The following is a 16,867-nucleotide window of genomic DNA, read 5'->3' on the forward strand; positions in this document are numbered from 1 at the left end:
CGACACCACACACGCCCTAGTAGTCGTCGCAACACCCCAGTTCAGGGGATGCGATGGACTTCCAGATCCGGAAGGTGCGGAGCCCTCAGGGGGCGAAGAAGCTCTCTGCGGAGCGGGCCGCATACTTCCAGCTCATGCAGCTGGGTGTGAACAACGAGGACGCGTGCCGGATCGTCGGGGTCAACCCGAAGACCGGCAGGCGCTGGCGCAACGGGCGCAGGCCGTCCGGCCGGAACAAGGCGGCGTCACCGGTTCGTCCGGTGGCGCCGCCATCCGCGTCCTCGTCGACGCGGTACCTGCGAGAGGAGGAGCGGATCCACATCGCCGACCGGCTGCGGGAGAAGGCATCGGTCCGCGCGATAGCCGCGGAGCTGGGCCGCAGCCCCTCCACCGTCAGCCGGGAGATACGGCGCAACCGCACGAACGGAACCCGCGGCCTGTGGCACTACCGGCCATACGCCGCCCAGGCCCGTGCTGATGCCCGCCGGCCCCGCCCCAAGCCGGGGAAGATCGGTCAGAACCCCGAGCTGCGGGACTTCGTCCAGGCCGGCCTGGACCAGCGATGGAGCCCGGAGCAGATCTGCCAGGCTCTGCGGATGACCTTTCCCGACCGGCCGGAGATGCACGTGGTCCACGAGACCGTCTACCAGGCCCTCTACGTCCAGGGCCGCGGTGAGCTGCGCCGTGAAGTCGCCCGCGCTCTGCGCTCGGGACGCACCCGCCGCAAGCCCCAGCGGCAGGCCAACTGCCGCCAGCCGCGATTCAAAGACCCCATGGTCATGATCAGTGACCGGCCGGCCGAGGCAGAGGACCGAGCGGTTCCCGGCCACTGGGAGGGCGACCTGATCATCGGCAAGGACGGCGCCTCCGCGATCGGCACCCTCGTCGAACGCGCCACCCGCTACGTCATGCTTCTGCACCTGCCCGACGGCCGCAGTGCCGAGGACGTCCGTGACGCGCTGGTCACCACCGTGCAGACCCTGCCCGGCCACCTGGTGCGCTCACTGACCTGGGACCAGGGCAGCGAGATGGCCGCCCATCAGGGCTTCACTATCGCCACCGACGTCCCGGTCTACTTCTGCGACCCGGCCAGCCCCTGGCAGCGCGGCTCGAACGAGAACACGAACGGCCTGCTGCGGCAGTACTTCCCCAAGGGCACCGACCTCTCCGCCCACACCCCGGAACACCTCGACGCGGTCGCGGCCGAACTCAACGGCCGCCCACGCAAAACGCTCGGCTGGGAAACCCCAGCCGAGCGCCTGCATAAACTACTCACGGCCTGATCAACACAACCACGTGTTGCGACGATCCCTAGAAACCGCCCCCCGGCCGCCGGGCCCTTACCGAGCGGCGGCGCGCAGGCGCCCGGTGGCCCGGGCTCCGACCCCGGGGCTCGCCACGGGCAAGTCGGCCACGGCGACTCACGGAACGCCGTCGGCCCCCTCTGTACGGACAATCAGCTCAGCCCAGAGTGTTGCGGTGGCCACCGGGAGACGAGACCGCCGGATTCATATGGGCGGTCGGAAGTCGATAGCTACTTCCCTTCAGGCCCAGCGGAGGCCAGGGCTCGACGCCCAGCTAAGTTTCAGAAACGAGCCTTTCCCGGAGCAAGACGGGAAACGGTCGGCGAAGGCGGCCCGGATCGCGGATTCACTGTCACAACTAGTTCTCACTCAAAAGTGGAACCAGGCATGTTCTGGGAAATGTTTGTGACAGTATCCGGGGCCATGACGGACGCTCAAACCGTACTCCCGTCCGAAGCGGACGACGTCGAGCGCCACCCCTGCCCACGCTGTAACGCATCGCCAAGCTCACCCTGCCGCTCGCGCTCCGGCGCGGTCGCCGGCACCTACCACACCGGCCGCTTCACCAAGGTGCCCCGGCTCGCGAAACTCCTGTGCGTGCCCACCCCCGCAGACCGCGGCCCCGGCCAGCCGTGGCACCCCGGCTCCCGCACCCATCGACCCGGACACCCCGACCGCGGACATCCGCATCGGGTACGCGAGGTGCTCGAGCCTCACGCAGGAACTCCAGTCACAGCTCGACGCGCTCGCCGGACACGGCATCCCGCGCGACAAGATCTTCGCCGAGAAGATCAGGACCCGGGTGCGGGTCCGCCCGCAGTTCGAGGCCGCGCTCGCTGCCGCGAGGGAGATCAAGGCCCACGCCCCGCACTGCCGGGTGATCTTCACGGTGAACGAGATGAAGCGTCTGGGGCGCGACGCCGCAGAGCTAACAGCTCTGGCCGACCACCTCACCGCCCACGGCCTGGTCCTGGAAATGCTCGCCGGGCCCCCTCCAGGGGATGTACGACCCCAGCGGGCCGGGCCGTCTGCTGTTCGGGTTCTTCGCGGCGATGGCCGAGACGGAGCGGGAGAACATCCGGGAGTCCATCCTCGAAGGGCTGGACGCCGCGGCCCGCAAGGGAAACCACGGCGGTCGGCCGCCGGTCATCACCGACGACATGCTGCACACCGTGCTCCGCCGCCGCGCGAACGGCGAGACCGTCGAGGACATCCAGCCCGACCTGCTCATCCCCACCGGCCGCCGCAAGGGACAGCACCCCAGCCTCTCCAGCATCTACCGGGCACTGGCCGGGCACGAAAAGACCCAGGCGTACCCCGAGGCCGTCGAAACGGCGCACGCCGACTTCGCCACTCTCCAGCAGCGCGACCGCAGCCCCGAGTAGTTACTCAGCGCTACACGCCACCTGGCCGTAGACACCTCACGATGCAAAGGTGTCAAGCTGCGGCTGCCAAGGTGGTAGGGAAGGCTGTTGCTTCTTCGAACAGGACTCGTTGCTTAAGGCAGTGGTAGAGCTGGCCGAGCATGCGGTTGAAGAGGTGGCGCTGAGCCGCCGCGTGCCAGTCTCCGTGGTCGTCCCGTCGTCGCCGGTAGTGGGCCATGGCGCCGGGCGAGCGACGGAGGGCGGAGAAGGCCCACAGGTAGCCGGCGTGGTTGAGCCGGTCGTTCTTGACCCCGTCGGGTGATGGCGGACTTCTTGCCGGAGGCCCTGGTGATGGGTGAGGAGCCGGCGTATGCCTTCAGGCCGCGGGCGTCGGCGAAGCGGTCGCGATCGTCGCCGATCTCGGCAAGCACCCGAGCGCCGAGCTGGACGCCGAGACCGGGGAAGTTCAGCAGGATCTCGGCGTCCGGGTGCTGAGGGAACTCCTCTTCCACCGCCTGGGCCAGGTCGTCGGCGGCGGTGCAGGCAGCTTCCAGCTGGATGAGGAGGGCGAGCATTTGCTTGCCAAGTGCGTCCTCGATCAGGGGCGGTTGGTGGGCCCATTCAGCGCGGAAGACGTCGCGGAGGCGGTCGGCTTCAGCCTTGATGCCGCGCTTGCGGCCGGCTCGCCTCAGGGCGGCCTGGAGCTGGATGCGGGTTAGCCGCCCGGCCCGCGACGGGGTCGGTGCGGCCTTCAGGACCTCGCGGGCCTCTGGACGGCACAGGCCGTTGGCCCAGTTGGCGAAGGCTTCCAGGGCGGCGGGGTAGTACTCGCGCAGCAGGGAGCGGAGCTGGTTGGCGATCTGCTGGCGGTTCCAGGTTGCGTCTTGCTGAGCCCGGGCTAGCACGGCGACGGCGCGGGCCAGTTCTGAGTCCTGGGGCAGCGGGCGATGGGCGTGCATATCGGTGCGGAGGATGTTCGCCAGGACCAAGGCGTCGCCGGGGTCGGACTTTTTACGGGAGACGCTGTGGCGGTCACGGTAGCGGGCGGTGGACATCGGGTTGATCGCGAAGATCTTTCGTTTCCCGGTCCGTAGAACGGCGACGAGCAGGCCCCGGGACGTCTCGATCGCCACCGGGATCGGGTTTTCCTCGCTGTCGCCGTATTCCCCGAGCAGGTCGAGAAGGATCTTGTAGCCGACCGCGTCGTCGGTGATGTGGCGCTTGGCCAACAGCTGGCCGGAGTCGTCGACGAGGGCGACGTCGTGCGTCTTCTCGGCCCAGTCGATTCCGCAGTAGATCAAGTTGCTCCTCCTATGATCACTCGGCATTTGCGCTGGTCACGAGTGCATGCGGGCCGCGCGTCACGCTAATCCCAGGCATCAACCGGTCAATGGCTGGGCCGACACCTCACCAGTCGTTCGCGGCACCAGCGCACTACGCGGGCCTCGGTCTAGGCAGGAGCTCAAACGGCTCGGCGCGGTAAGAGGTCTCCGTGTAGTGGGCTCCTCCCACAATCGCTAACGAAGAGCTGGAGCCAGGGTGGTGGCGCCCGCCCACCATCGGGCGTGCAGTCGGAGACGCCGAAGACCGCCGGTCTACAGCAAGGCGTTCGGTGCCAGCTATACGAAAGGCATCCCTTCGGCGTCCCCTCGGGCAGCCGGAGCTGTACACCAGGTGATCAGCAACGCTGCTCGAACCGCACCGGGGCTCAACGGCTGTCCCACGGTGGCGTTAGCAACGGATTAGCTATACGAGAACAGGGCCGAAACGGGTCCGGCTGCCGAGCGCGCGAGCGGGCGGCGGCCGGATTCGGGCCGGTGGGTCAGAGCTTGTTGAAGCACATCGTGTAGTCGAACCCGCGGGACTCTGTGTGCTGAATGCCGTAGTCGAACTTCGGCCCGCACTTCATCCCCTCGCCGGGCAGGATCTCGCCCGTCTTGTACTGGGCCTCCGCCGAGCCGCAGTCGACGATAGTCGGCACCGGCTCGCCCTGGGGATCCTGCACCTTGACGCAGTCACCGACCTCCGGCTCGTGCGTCTTGTCCTCTTCGTACTGGGCACGACCCGCGGCTTCCTTCTTCGCCTGGCCGCCGTTGGGGTTGGTGTTGTAGTCGTACACCCAGAAGCCGACCCCACCAACTATCACCAGGAAGATGACCAGAGTGAGCAGCAGCTGGAGCGGATTCCCCTGCCGTGGCCGGTTCGGGGATCCGGGTGGCGGCTGCTGGGGCTGCCCGTAGGGCTGCTGCGGTTGCTGGTTCTGGTAGGACGGCGGTGTGGACATGGTGAACCCCCATGCATGAGTTACGGGAAGGGAACGGTCAATGCAACGTGGACGGTTTGCAGGCTACCGTCCGGCGTCTTACGGCCAATTGGCCGCCTCAGAAGCTGTGCCATATCCCATGATCTGTGACGCTTGGTGACGGTTGGCAGAGTTGGTCAGCGGTGTGTCGGGTACGGGGTTGTGTTCGGGCAGGAACGGGATGGCTCGCACGTGAAGCGGCGTATTTCCGGTCGTTCGTGGCGACCTTGGGGTGGGCGGCGGAGTCTGTCAGGCATATGCGGGCCGGAGTTTCTGCGGCCGGTGAAGTGCCGGCCCTTCCGGTCCGTCTGGGGGTGTTCGTCATGGCCCAGGGGATCGACAGTGTGCCGTGGGAGGGTTTTGGCACTCGTGGGAGATCCGAAAGCGGTACGGCTATCGGGAGTTCGACGATCCGCAGTGGGGCGCAAGTTCCGGGCGTTCCTGCACGGGCGGGCGTGGACGCACGCCGAGGGGCCGGTGGCGCTGTTCAATCACGCGGTGGCGTGGCTGTGCGGGCACCGGGTGCTGCTGCCGGGGGTGAGCGTGCTGGCGCGGCAGGTGGCGGAGGTGCGTACGGTCGAGGAGAAGAGGTTGCATGCGGCCGTGGCGTCGGCGGCCCGTCGGGCCGATCCAGCGCTGCCGGCAGAACTCGCGGAGCTGCTGGTCGTCCCGGAGGGCGCCCGGTACTTGCACCTGGAGGTGCTGCGCCGGCCGCCGACGGGTACGGCGCTGGCGCGGGCATTGCACCGGGTGAACGAAATTGCTGCGTTCCAGCTGGGCCGGGTGAACCTGTCGCGGGTGCCGGTCAACCCGGCGGCTGAGGACCACTCATGGACGGGGAACCGCCCGGCAGCGGCGATGTGCACGCTGACATCGCCAACGGCCGCCAGGACGTGGTCTTCACCGCGCGGACCGTCACGGGTCCGGTGACGATCACTACGGCCGGGGTGCGGGTGCCCGGCTATCTGCAGGACCCGCGGCGCTGGCCGCTGGTGGCGGGATGGGGCGCCCTGGTGGCCGGGGCGCACCGGGCTCGGCCCGATGATGCCGGTGATGTGGTGCCGCCGTATGTGGCCCGGGACGACGACACGGTGCTGCGGGCACGGTTGGCGCATGCTGCTGAGCGGGGCGGGCTGGTGCTGGTGGTGGGGGAGTCCACCGCGGGCAAGACCCGCGCTGCCCACCAGGCGGTGCGCCGGTGCGAGGCGCTGGCCGGCTGGCGGGTGCTGGCCCCGGACACCGGGCCGGATCTGGTGATCGCGGTGGAGGTGGTGGCCACCACCTCGGTGCGGTGCGTGGTGTGGCTGGACGACCTGGAGCACTTCCTGGGCCCAGGCGGGCTGGAGCCGGGGGTGCTGGCCGAACTGGTGCGGCTGCGGGTCCCGGTGCTGGCCACCATGCAGCTGCGCCACTACGAGACCTTCTATCCGAGCACCGCCGAAACCGGCGCGCAAAGCCCGGTCGGCCCCCAGATCTCGGGGGCGGGAGCCCGGGTGCTCAAACAGACAGAATCGCTGTACCTTCCGCGCCGCTGGAGCACAAAGGAGTTGGCACGCGCTCGGGACTGCGACGATCCGCGGGTCATCGACGCCGTCACCCATCACGGCCCCTACGGGGTCGCCGAATATCTTGCCGCCGGCCCCGCCTTGCTCACCGAATGGCGCCACGCGGCCCGTGCCGGCGGCCATCCCCGCGGCGCCGCCCTGGTCGCCGCTGCGGTCGACCTCGCCCGCACCGGCCTGCGCCCGCCCTTCTCCTCCTCCCTGCTCACCGCCCTCCATCAGCACTACCGGCCCGACGGCCCCCTGCTACGCCCCGAACCCGTTGATGAGGCCCTGGCCTGGGCAGGGCGGCTGCGCTACGGCGCCTCCAGCCTGCTCCTGCCCACCAGCGATCCCGATGCCTGGAATGTCTTCGACTACCTCCCCGACCACACCACCAGCCCCGTCCCCGCGCCGGTGTGGGAGACCGCCCTGGACCGTGCCGCCGACCGAGCCGACCGCTTCACCATCGGCGTCCACGCCTTCGACCCGGCCCCTCGCATCGCTGAAGCCGCCTGGCAACCCCTCGCCCAGCAGATCCCCGCCGCCGCGGTCAGTCTCGGCGTCCTGCTCGCCAGGGTGGGGCGGGAGGAGGAGGCCGAACACCTCTACCGCCAGGCCGTGGGTCCCCGCTGGGCCGCCAGCGCTGGAAGAACCCGTAGACCGTGCGCCAGGGGATGCCGAAGTCGACGGGGACCGGCCTCCACTTCACGCCGTTGTCGTTGACGTAGCGGATCGCGTCGACGACGTTGCGTCTCGGGTGCTTCTCCGGGCGTCCGCCCGTGGGCAGCAGGCAGGCCGGGACGGGCAGCAGGGGTTCGAGGACGGCCCATTCGGCATCCGTGGTGTCGCTCGGGTAGCACCGTTCCCGCTCGGCCGGAATCTCCCTGTTCGTGCTGGTCATGGCCGTTCCATGCGGGTGAGGACTTCCAGGGTGGCCCTGATCCCGCCGAGCTGTTCCAGGACCAGACGGGCCCACTCGTCCTTCGGGGCGCGTTTCGTGTGCGGGGCGACGATCCCCACGATGAAGTTCGTCATCCGGTGCAACTCGGCCTCGAAGACCGCCCGTTCGTAGGCGATCCACACCTCGGGGTCCTCCGACAGCTGGAAGCCGTCCCGGCGGTGGTGCGTCACCGGCGGCAGTCCTTCCTTGACCGCGGTCCTGCGCAGGAACCTGATTCCCGTCCAGACCTGCGCGGGGGTGTGCTGGGTCGCTCTGGCCAGCTGCTTCCCGTGCAGTCCGGCGGGCCGTGCCTCTTGCAGGGCCTTGTGTACCGCTTCGGCATGAACATGAGCGGGCAGTCCCGCCCGGCGTTTCATGGCTACTGGTCCCGCAGTAGCTCGGCCAGGGCCTCGTCCAGATCCACCTTGCCGGTCGAGACAGCGGTCTCGATCCAGTCCGCCGTCGCCCTGATCTTCTCCAAATGCCGCAATACCAGGGAGAGTTGCGACTCGGAGAACTCCCGGCCACGCAGCTTCGGCACCAGCCGGCTCGCTCCGGCCACGAAGCCCTGGCAGACCTCGATCAAGTCCGTGAACTCCATCGCCCGGTGGAAGCCCCGCACGATCGCCACGGGGTCAACGACACCGTCCTGCTCTTGCTCGGCGTCGCTCTCATACCACCAGTCCTCCTCCTCGCCTTCTTCGGTGAGTTCGGCCTGGTCGAACTGAGCCTGATTGACCAGCTCACGGGCCTGGGGGTCGCGCATCGCCCGGAACGCGACTTCCGGCCGGTGCAGCAGATCGCATGCCACCAAGGCTGCCACCTGCTCGTCCTGCGCGAGGTCCCGGATGGCCTCGACCTTCTCCGCCACCGTCACGGGCGTCGCGGTCGGCCAGCCCGCCGCCCGCTTCGCGGCGTCTCCGCTCCACCGGGATTCTCCTGTCCGCTCGTCGACCGGCGGATGCTGGATCAGCTCGTACGCGTCCGGTGCCGACGCCAGGATCCGGTGCACTTCGAAGGAGACACCGTCCTGGCGCTGGTCCTTCGGCCACCGCGCGGCCACCCACCGATACGTCCGCACCGTATGGAACGACAGACCTATCGCCTCGGCGAACAGATGGAGCAGACCCTCCACCCCGAGCTTGTCGTCTTCCCCGAGCGACATGTTCCCGCCGTGCGTACGCAAGGGCGCGATCTCCAACGCGATGTCTGGCCGGCAGGATGTCCGCGGCCAAGTCGCCGAGAAATCCGGCGGTGTGGGCGCCGCGATGATCCACTGGGCGATGGCTAACAAAATGTCCCGCGAACTGACCGGAGAATCCGCTCCAACCTGGCGAATCGAAACGGACATCCTTCTCGCAACGGTCTGAACATTGATCAGATGCTCTCTTAGGGGTGCCGTTGGGGTTCACCCATCGCGACAGAGGTGTGGCACGCGTGGGGCCCACTTGGATGTACCGAGGTAACGATCACTCCGCTGATCTGGGGTTTTTGCGCTGGTTGGCATTGAAGCGCGCTTTCTTCTGACGATTCCCACACGTGTTCATGTCACACCATCTGCGAGTGCGACTTCGGCTGGTGTCGAAGAAGGCGGCTTGGCAGGTCAGTGATGCACACAAGGCCAACTTTCCGTCTCGTTCGCCTGCGATGATGCTGATCGCGTCGGCGGCGATCACGCTGAGAGCATCTTCCACGCAGGAAGCCGAGCTGAGCTGCCATCGCCGCTTACCCTCGGACGTCAAGACGGCCGCGGCCCAGCCCTGAGCGCTGCAGTCATTGATGACTTGGACAGCAGGCACAGGGAGAGCGTCCTGGATCGCGGCCGCTGTCGCGGCGGCGTGAATCGACTCCCTCAGCTCCCGAGCGAGGTCCAGCTGGGCAGCGGTGCAGGAGTCCACGACGAGCCCGTTCACTGCCAGCCAGTCGATGAGTCGCTGCGGCGTGGGAATGCGCTCCACAGCGTCGCCATGACGCTCCGACAGAGTCCCCGTGAAGCTGGTCGCCAGCACGTTACCGAGGCGGAAGTCAGGGAACGCAGCATGCATGGAACCACCTTAGCTGGTTGCGGCGCGGCTCGGAGAACTGCTAGAACCGTCTTAGCCGGTTCGCGATAGATCGTAGCCGGTTCCACGACGGCCAGGAGGTCTCATGCCCCGTCCAACCAGCGACGTGCAAGCATTTGAAACCCACACAACTGACGCTGACCTCGACGATCTGCGCGCGCGACTGGCCGCGGCGCGACTACCGGAGGCTGAGACGGTCTATTGCGCCGCGCCGGACCCTCGCCGATGGGAGCAGGGCGTTCCTCTCGCCGACCTCGTCGATGTCGTGAACTACTGGCGCACCGGGTACAACTGGCGGTCGTTCGAGGAGCGCCTCAATCGGATCGGCCAGTTCCGTACGACCATTGATGATCTGGGAATCCACTTCCTGCACCGCCGATCCGCGCGGGCAGATGCCACTCCTCTGATCTTGACGCACGGCTGGCCGGGCAGCATTGCTGAGTTCATCGATGTAGTGGACGAGCTGGCAGATCCGAAAGATGCAGACGCGCCGGCATTCCACGTCGTGGTCCCGTCTCTACCCGGCTTTGGTTACAGCGACAAGCCGGCCTCCACCGGGTGGGGAACCGAAAAGATCGCGGCCGCATGGGTGGAACTGATGGGAAGGCTCGGCTACAGCAAGTTCGCAGCCCACGGCGGCGACTGGGGAGGCAATATCACCACGGTTCTCGGCGGCAGGTTCCCGGCGCACGTTCTTGGCATCCACACAACGTTCGCGGAGGGGCCGCCCGGGTTGACCACGGACGGGCTGACGGCGGTCGAGCGCAGGTGGACCGAGGAAACCCGCGATTTCTGGCGCCATCGCGCGGCGTACGCGAAGCAGCAGGCGACCCGACCGCAGACCATCGGCTACTCGCTCGTCGACTCACCGGTCGGGCTTCTTGCCTGGATCCTCGACAAGTTCGCCGAGTGGTCAGACACCGAAGACAGCCCGTTCGAAACAATCTCCATAGACCGCGTTCTCGACGACGTCACCCTGTATTGGCTGACGCGGACCGGCGCATCGGCAGGCCGCATTTACTACGAAAGCCACAATTCGCTCGACCCTGAACTGCGGGTCGACGTCCCGTCAGCAATCACGATGTATCCCCGCGACATCGAGAAGTGTCCGCGCCCCTGGGCACAGGAGCGGTACCGACAAATCGTCCGATGGAGGTCGCCCGAAACCGGGGGGCATTTCCCGTCGCTGGAGGTTCCCGAGTGCTTCGTCAAAGATCTTCAAGAGGGCCTCGCGGCAGTGCTGGTCGCTAATCGGTGAACGCGGCTGGCTGCCAGCACTCGATCAAAGCCTGATCCGACTCAAGGCGGTGCCCGACGGCTTCCAGACCGAGCTCCGTGCGCAACTGAAGCTGAGATTGCAGCCTGGGGATAGCAAACCGGATCGCAGGCAGTCGGCTTCTTGGCAAAACTCAGCGGATCGGCGCGCGGCCCAGCTGGGTGGTGCCAGACCGTCCGCCAGCTCATCGCCTTGCGTGGACTGCAAGGCGTGCGCACGCCTTCGACGCAGCCGCCCCACCATGCCGCGGCTCCGTCGACGGACCGGACACGGGCCATGGTGAGCGGGATCCACACGCCGAGGTAGACCGGGATCAGCGGGGCCGGGAGACGTCGACGCGCCAGCCACACCCGGTTCCGCGCCGTGAAACGGTAGTAGACCGCGTGCCGGGCCGATGACGTCTTCGGGCGATGCAGGACGAGCTTGGGCTCGTAGAGGATCTTCCAACCCTCATCGAGCGCCCGCCATGCCAGGTGGGACTCTTCGTGTCCGAAGAAGAACTCCGCAGCCCACAGGCCAGCCTGGACGCCGAACAGCTCCCGGTGAACCCGTTCCGGTAGGCGCCCAGGGTGCACAGTGCGACAGGGCACGCGCCCAGAGCGCGCAAGCGGGCGGTGATCCGGCCGCCGATCAGACCGGCGCCACCAGTCACCAGCACCGTCGAGCCGGCCAATTCCTCAAGCGTGTACATCAGTGCCGCCGCTGGTAAGCGCCGCCCCGCAGTCCCGAAGCGGCTTCAGCCTCCAGATGACCAGCAGCACCCCCACCCGCGAAGGGGACAACCCTGGACTCGCCCTGGGCCCGCCCACCCAACACCCGCGCCGTGCAACGACGTGGCTCGCTACGGTGATAGCACGCGTACATCCGGCCCCACGGAGGCGATCAGGCAGAGCCTTCACTCACCCGACCGTGATCGGCATTTCGACGTCGTGCGTGCGGGCCAGGGCGAGGATCGCCTCCGCACTCTGGACTCCCTCGGTGGTCTGCCGGGTGACGGCCGTTGTCTGCTCGACGCTCAGCCCGCGGACGAGGTGAGTACCGAAGGTGCGGTTGCGTGAGAGGGGGGAGGACAGGTGCCCTTAGAGCTCCCGCAGATAGGCGGCGTGGAGTGCCCCGGCAGCGATGCGGACACAGGTATTCGTGATCAGGGTTGCGACGCTCTGTGATCACTGGGGGATCTGTGCCCGTGCTTCCATCTTGGCTGACCGACCCGCTGTGGAACCAATTCTCGGCGCTGCTGGCCGAGCGTCCGATGGTCGATCCGGCCCATCCGCTGGGCTGCCACCGGCCCCGCATCAGTGACCGGATCGTGTTCGACAAGCTGTTGCTTGCTGCGGTTCGGGTGCTCCTACCAGGCGATCGCCGATACGACCTGCTCGGCGACCAGCATCCGCAACCGCCGCGACGAGTGGATCCGGCTTGGCATCTTCGCCCGGCTCAAGCAGATCGCGCTGGAGTCCTACGGCCGGATCGTCGGGCTCGTGCTCGACCGGATCGCCGTCGACGGTTCCATCACCAAGGCCCCCGGCGGCGGCGAGGTCGCCGGGCGCTCACCGGTCGACCGCGGCAAACAGGGCCTGAAACGCTCGGGCATGACGGACGGCTATGGAATCCCGCTGGGCAGGGTACTGGCCAGAGCAAACCGCCATGACTCCCCGTTGCTCGCCCCGACCCTGGATTTGCTGGAGGACCTCGGGCCGCTGCCCGACCATGTCACCGTGCACCTGGACACTGGCTACGACTCGGACAGGACGCGCACCGAACTCACTGCCCGAAACCTGCACGGCCGCATCGCGCACAAGGGCGAGAAGGCACCGATCCAGGCCAGTCAGCGGTGGCATGTCGAGCGCACGCGCGCCTGGCAGAACGCCTTCCATCGACTCACGCGCTGTTACGAACGCCGGACCAACGTCATCGACGCCTTTTTCGATCTCGCCGACACCATCATCACCATACGTAGCCTCATCCGCCGGGCCGGGACTACCCATCGCTGGCACAGCCGCCCCGCCCGTCGACCCTAACCCCGCGCATCCGCACGAGCTCACTACAAGAGGGCAGTTGGCCCTGCCGGCCTGGCGGTCCTGGCCACGCGTGCGGCGAGATCCGACTGGTACGTTGCCCCCCCATGACGGTGGCATTGATCGATTCAGGATTTGGCCTTCTCCCTACAGCCGGCTGGCTTCGGCACCTTGCCCCAGAACTCGACCTGCTCCTGCTTCTGGATCCCGAGGGCGCCCCCTGGGGACCGAAATCCGCCTCCTTCGTCACGGACCGTCTGCTCACCGCCGCGGATCTGGCCACGGAGCGCGGAGCGCCCCCCCCCGGAACTGCGACGCCGTGGTCCTGGGATGTACGCACTACCCCTTGGTGGCTCCGGAGATTCTGCAGAGCCTGCCCGCCGGAACCACCCTGTACGACAGCGCGGAAGCAGTCGCCCGCCAAGCGCTGCGACGACTGAACCGCACGAGGGAAAGGCGCAGCGTCCTGGGCTCCATCGACGTGGTACTCAGCGGTCGCCCCGGCCGCCTTCCGGCAGGCGCGCACGCCTATCCGGTGGGCCGTGCCCTGGCCGCCGCAGCGCGGGTACCTCGCGAAGCTCTCCTCTCCGCCACCACCCGAGCCTCGGTGACTGCCCTGGTTATCTGAGCGGACCCCCGGTCCCTGTCCGCGGCACGCCTATATGCGCGAGCTCTTAAGCGCCGTACCTGGTCAGTCTGGCCAGGTACGGCGCTCAGCTAGGTGCGCCAGCGGCGAACCAGGGCGTCGAGAGCGGCCTTACGGCGTCAGCGCGCGGGCGCTCCGAGGGTCTGGTCGGCCGTCGCGAAGCGGTGCTCCGTTGGCTTCAGCACTTCGTAGAGGTGGCCGAAGTACTCCGTTTCCGCCGTTCCTGTGAGCACCGCCAGCAGGAAGGCCGAGCACCCCATGTCGTGGTGCTCCCACAGTGGGCCGCGCCCCTCGTTGTAAAGCACGGTCCACTCGTCGGGGTGCTGGCCGGGCCGCGCCAGCCAGTACAGGAACGCCCCCGTGCCCTCCTCGAATGCCCACGGCAGGACCCGTGCCCCCGCCTCCAGCAGGCCGACAGGCATCGCCTCGAACTCCCACAGGTCGGCCAAGATCTCGTCCCGTTCCGTCGTCTGCGCGTGCAGGTCGCAGTCGCTGTAGGCGGAGTCGGGGATGAGCAGCCAGATCGTCTCGTCGAAGATCCCGTCACCGTATGTCTCGACGAGCTGCTTGTAATCGGCGGGCAGCGCCGTACCCAGGGCGCGCTCGGCCTGCGCCCAGTCCACCGCGGGCGGCGGTTCGGCGGGCGGCGGGCAAAGGCGGACGAGGGCATCGAGGGCGATCATGGAACGGACGCTACTGGAACCCCAGCCGGGGCCCCGCGCGCGGGTCGGCAGGGCAGGCGAAGATCGCATGGGCTCCGGCTCAGGTGCCCGCTCGCCAGGATGAAGACCTCGGGACGCTCCGCGTGTTGGCCAGAGGGGCCATCTACGGCGCTCAGTGTCCGGCTACCCGACCACGCGTCGTACGCGGCTTGCATGACGCGCGTCATGGCCTCAATGCGGGGCACGACGTCCTTCCCGGAGCAGTACTGGAGGTGCTGGTGCGACACCCGCAATTCGATCGCCTCTACGTAGGGATCGACCGGGTGGTCGTCGTAGATGGACACGGTCGGCTCCCTCCCCGTTCACAGAGCTGATGCGCTGCAATTGGACGGTACAGGGCGCTGCCTGCCGCCGCAGGGAGCCGGGGAGCCCGGCACCGACGTCAGGCCGAGGGGGGCAGAAGTTGCTGGTTCGCCGCGCCTCAGCCCCGTCCAGCGGGTCAGACGGACGCGGACATGGCGTCGAGGTGCCAGCACCTACCGCGTACTCGGCGGCACTCTGGCCGTGGGGCAGCTGGTCCTCCTCGCCAGGTCAAACGTCACTGGTCGCCGGAAGGGCGGGGTGCTGTCATGGGTAGGGAAGACGCGTTGACGAGTGGCAGGGCCGCGGAGGCCGACGCGCCGCGCGTCGTCCGCTCGGGCGGTCGGACCGCGGCCGCCCCGTCGCAAAACGGAGGAGGCCAATGCCATGCTGCACCGCCGCACCGTTGGTGACGTGATGACCAAGGAGGTCGTCACCCTCCGCCCCGACACGCCGTTCCAGGAGGTTGCCGCCCTGCTGGACGCGAACGACATTGCCTCGGCCCCGGTCGTCGACCACGACGGCGCTCCCGTCGGCGTCGTGTCCGCGTCCGACGTGCTGCGGCACGAGAGCGGCATGCCCGATCCGCAGGGGCAGGACGGGAACGACGAGCGCGCCTGGGGTAAAGTCCGGGCCCGGACCGCGGACGCGCTCATGAGCAGCCCCGTCTTCACCGCCCGCGCCGACTGGACGATCCCCCGGGCCGCTCGGGAACTCCGCAGACGGCACATCAAGCAGCTGCCGGTGGTCGGCGACGACGGGCTCCTCACCGGCATCGTCAGCCGCAGCGACCTGCTCGACGCCTTCATCCGCTCCGACGCCGAGATCCGCGGCGAGGTCGAGCAGGACGTCCTGGGGCGCATCCTCGGCCTGGACGAGGGCACCGTCGCAGTCGAGGTCCGGGACGGGGCCGTCACTCTGCGGGGCCACGTCCCGGAACCAGGTCTCGTCCCGGTGGTCGTGGGCCTCTGCCAGGGCATTGACGGTGTCGTCACCGTGGACGCCCACCTCGCCGCTGCCCAGGCGGGCTAGGTCGGGGTTGCTGCGCGCCAACCAGAGCCCTGACGCTGGCCGACTGGGACGCTAATTGGCCAAGTAGAGGCAGCGCTAAGTCACAGCTGGTCGGGCAGCCGGATCACAACCGGTGTGACTGAGCGCGCTACCTGGCCCTTGAGCGCGTTCAGTCACAAAGAGCACCGGTTGGCTGAACCTAGATGTCTCAAACTCGCGTGTTCGAATCGTGTTCGATGCAGTCGAGGCGTAGCCGGATCGATTGGTACTGATTTGGGGGTATCTAGGCGGAGAATGTTATGCGAGGAGGCGTCCCTCACCTACACGTCAGCAGTGGGTTTTCGGCCCGCTACGGTGCCTCGCACCCGCGCGACATCATCGCCCGAGCCGCCGAACGCGAGATCGGGACGGTGGCCCTGACCGACCGCGACATGGTGACCGGCACGGTGCGCTTCGCGAAGCCGCCGCGGCCGCCGGAGTGAAGGGTCTTCGGCGTCGATCTCGGCGTCGACGCCCATGTCCCACCGGCCGAGGTGCGCCGACGGTCCCCGGTACGCGGCGGTGCCCATGTCGCGGAAGCCGCCTTCCGGGCAACGTTCCTGGCCCGGAACGCGGCCGGGTGGAGCCGGCTCTGCCGGATGGTGTCCTCCGCGCACGCCGAGGCCTTCACCACGGGCAAACCACCAACAGCCTCGTGGCAGATGCTCGCCCAGCACGCCGGCGAAGGCCTCATGGTGCTGCTCGGTCCCGCGTCGGAGCCCCTGCGAGCCCTCGCCGCCGGCCGCGCGGACATCGCCGAGCGGCTCCTCGCCCCCTGGCAGCAGATCACCGGCGACGGACTGCGGCTGGAGATCGTGTGCTGGGGCCTGTCCGGTACCGGCCCGGGCTCTGTCCGCCTCGCCGCCCACACCCTCGCGCTCGCCGACCGCCTCGCCATCCCGGCCGTCCTGACCAACGCCGTCCGCGGGCGGCCCGACGCGAGGCAGGCCGAGCGAGACGACGCGGCGGGTGCGGCGGACCACGGTGACGGCCTCCTTGATCTGAATCCGATCCTCCTCAGTGAGGTCGCCCAGGTCTTCCCGGACTCGTTTGACCAGGCGGCGGACCCGGGTGATCTCCTCGTCGGAGGGCATGGCCTCGGCCTTCGCCCAGGAATCGGCTGCGAACGCAGCGAGGCGTTCGCGGCCGCGGAGGAGATCGGCGAGGTATGCCTCCAGGTCGGGGAGGTAGGAGACGTCGGTGCGGAAGTGATCGCAGCCGACGCAGCGGAACCTGACGGGACAGTCGTGCCCGCCCGCCGCGACGTTGGTGGGTTCGGTGCAGAGCCCGTAGGGGACCTGGGCTTCCCCGATGGCGGGTCTGTCAAACGAGCGGTGT

At 68.3% G+C, this 16,867-nt stretch carries 10 protein-coding genes and 8 pseudogenes; 9 read left to right on the forward strand and 9 right to left on the reverse strand.

Going from position 1 to position 16,867, the window contains the following annotated elements; translation table 11 throughout:
* Window positions 1-53: 53 nt before the first annotated feature.
* The 3 genes and pseudogenes from J7E91_RS31165 (at window position 54) to J7E91_RS36385 (ending at window position 2,689) form a co-directional block, all read left to right on the forward strand.
* Window positions 54-1,283: an IS30 family transposase gene (locus J7E91_RS31165; RefSeq protein ID WP_214910210.1), complete on the forward strand. Its 1,230-nt coding sequence runs from the start codon at window positions 54-56 to the stop codon at window positions 1,281-1,283.
* Window positions 1,284-1,992: 709 nt separating this feature from the next.
* Window positions 1,993-2,229 (forward strand): annotated as a pseudogene (locus tag J7E91_RS36380) (recombinase family protein); the annotation flags it as partial.
* A gap of 76 nt (window positions 2,230-2,305) precedes the next feature.
* A complete protein-coding gene (locus J7E91_RS36385) occupies window positions 2,306-2,689 on the forward strand; it encodes a recombinase family protein (RefSeq protein WP_251016522.1) in 384 nt (127 codons plus the stop codon).
* Between the two features lie 52 nt (window positions 2,690-2,741).
* Here J7E91_RS36385 and J7E91_RS31175 read toward each other — a convergent pair.
* Together J7E91_RS31175 and J7E91_RS31180 are read right to left on the reverse strand one after the other, a co-directional pair.
* Window positions 2,742-3,996: pseudogene (locus J7E91_RS31175) on the reverse strand (IS110 family transposase).
* Window positions 3,997-4,490: 494 nt separating this feature from the next.
* Window positions 4,491-4,952, reverse strand: coding sequence for a hypothetical protein (locus tag J7E91_RS31180; RefSeq protein ID WP_214910211.1), 462 nt, complete (start codon window positions 4,950-4,952; stop codon window positions 4,491-4,493).
* Window positions 4,953-5,334: 382 nt separating this feature from the next.
* Here J7E91_RS31180 and J7E91_RS31185 point away from each other — a divergent pair.
* Together J7E91_RS31185 and J7E91_RS31190 are read left to right on the forward strand one after the other, a co-directional pair.
* A pseudogene (locus J7E91_RS31185) lies at window positions 5,335-5,789 on the forward strand (DUF4158 domain-containing protein); the annotation flags it as partial.
* Between the two features lie 11 nt (window positions 5,790-5,800).
* A complete protein-coding gene (locus J7E91_RS31190) occupies window positions 5,801-7,237 on the forward strand; it encodes a hypothetical protein (protein ID WP_214910215.1) in 1,437 nt (478 codons plus the stop codon).
* On the opposite strand, the pseudogene J7E91_RS31195 reads toward J7E91_RS31190, so the two are convergent.
* From J7E91_RS31195 to J7E91_RS31210, 4 genes and pseudogenes are all read right to left on the reverse strand, one after another.
* A pseudogene (locus tag J7E91_RS31195) lies at window positions 7,140-7,415 on the reverse strand (transposase); the annotation flags it as partial. The gene J7E91_RS31190 and the pseudogene J7E91_RS31195 sit on opposite strands and share 98 nt — an antisense overlap.
* On the reverse strand, window positions 7,412-7,831 hold the full coding sequence (locus tag J7E91_RS31200) for a hypothetical protein (RefSeq protein WP_214910217.1): 420 nt from the start codon (window positions 7,829-7,831) through the stop codon (window positions 7,412-7,414). The gene J7E91_RS31200 and the pseudogene J7E91_RS31195, both read right to left, overlap by 4 nt.
* Before the next feature lie 2 nt (window positions 7,832-7,833).
* Window positions 7,834-8,619, reverse strand: coding sequence for a DUF6192 family protein (locus J7E91_RS31205; RefSeq protein WP_214910219.1), 786 nt, complete (start codon window positions 8,617-8,619; stop codon window positions 7,834-7,836).
* A gap of 304 nt (window positions 8,620-8,923) precedes the next feature.
* Window positions 8,924-9,499: an ABATE domain-containing protein gene (locus J7E91_RS31210; protein WP_214910221.1), complete on the reverse strand. Its 576-nt coding sequence runs from the start codon at window positions 9,497-9,499 to the stop codon at window positions 8,924-8,926.
* Between the two features lie 103 nt (window positions 9,500-9,602).
* Here J7E91_RS31210 and J7E91_RS31215 point away from each other — a divergent pair, with 103 nt between their 5' ends.
* Window positions 9,603-10,775, forward strand: coding sequence for an epoxide hydrolase family protein (locus J7E91_RS31215; RefSeq protein ID WP_214910223.1), 1,173 nt, complete (start codon window positions 9,603-9,605; stop codon window positions 10,773-10,775).
* A 151-nt stretch (window positions 10,776-10,926) separates the two neighbouring features.
* On the opposite strand, the pseudogene J7E91_RS36390 reads toward J7E91_RS31215, so the two are convergent.
* Together J7E91_RS36390 and J7E91_RS31220 are read right to left on the reverse strand one after the other, a co-directional pair.
* Window positions 10,927-11,317 (reverse strand): annotated as a pseudogene (locus J7E91_RS36390) (glycosyltransferase family 2 protein); the annotation flags it as partial.
* 384 nt (window positions 11,318-11,701) lie between these two features.
* Window positions 11,702-11,863, reverse strand: a pseudogene (locus tag J7E91_RS31220) (NAD(P)H-dependent glycerol-3-phosphate dehydrogenase); the annotation flags it as partial.
* Window positions 11,864-11,973: 110 nt separating this feature from the next.
* Between J7E91_RS31220 and J7E91_RS31225 the strand changes: the two are divergent.
* Window positions 11,974-12,814, forward strand: a pseudogene (locus J7E91_RS31225) (IS5 family transposase).
* A 762-nt stretch (window positions 12,815-13,576) separates the two neighbouring features.
* Here J7E91_RS31225 and J7E91_RS31235 read toward each other — a convergent pair.
* Window positions 13,577-14,140 carry an SMI1/KNR4 family protein gene (locus tag J7E91_RS31235; protein ID WP_251016524.1) on the reverse strand — a complete coding sequence of 188 codons (564 nt, stop codon included), beginning with the start codon at window positions 14,138-14,140 and terminating at the stop codon, window positions 13,577-13,579.
* 726 nt (window positions 14,141-14,866) lie between these two features.
* On the opposite strand from J7E91_RS31235, the gene J7E91_RS31240 reads away from it, so the two are divergent.
* Window positions 14,867-15,511: a CBS domain-containing protein gene (locus J7E91_RS31240; RefSeq protein ID WP_214910225.1), complete on the forward strand. Its 645-nt coding sequence runs from the start codon at window positions 14,867-14,869 to the stop codon at window positions 15,509-15,511.
* A 278-nt stretch (window positions 15,512-15,789) separates the two neighbouring features.
* Window positions 15,790-16,867, forward strand: a pseudogene (locus tag J7E91_RS37430) (PHP domain-containing protein); the annotation flags it as partial.

Origin of the sequence: Streptomyces sp. ISL-99, from assembly GCF_018614005.1 — a bacterium.
In the GTDB taxonomy this organism is placed as follows: Bacteria; Actinomycetota; Actinomycetes; order Streptomycetales; family Streptomycetaceae; genus Streptomyces; species Streptomyces flavidovirens.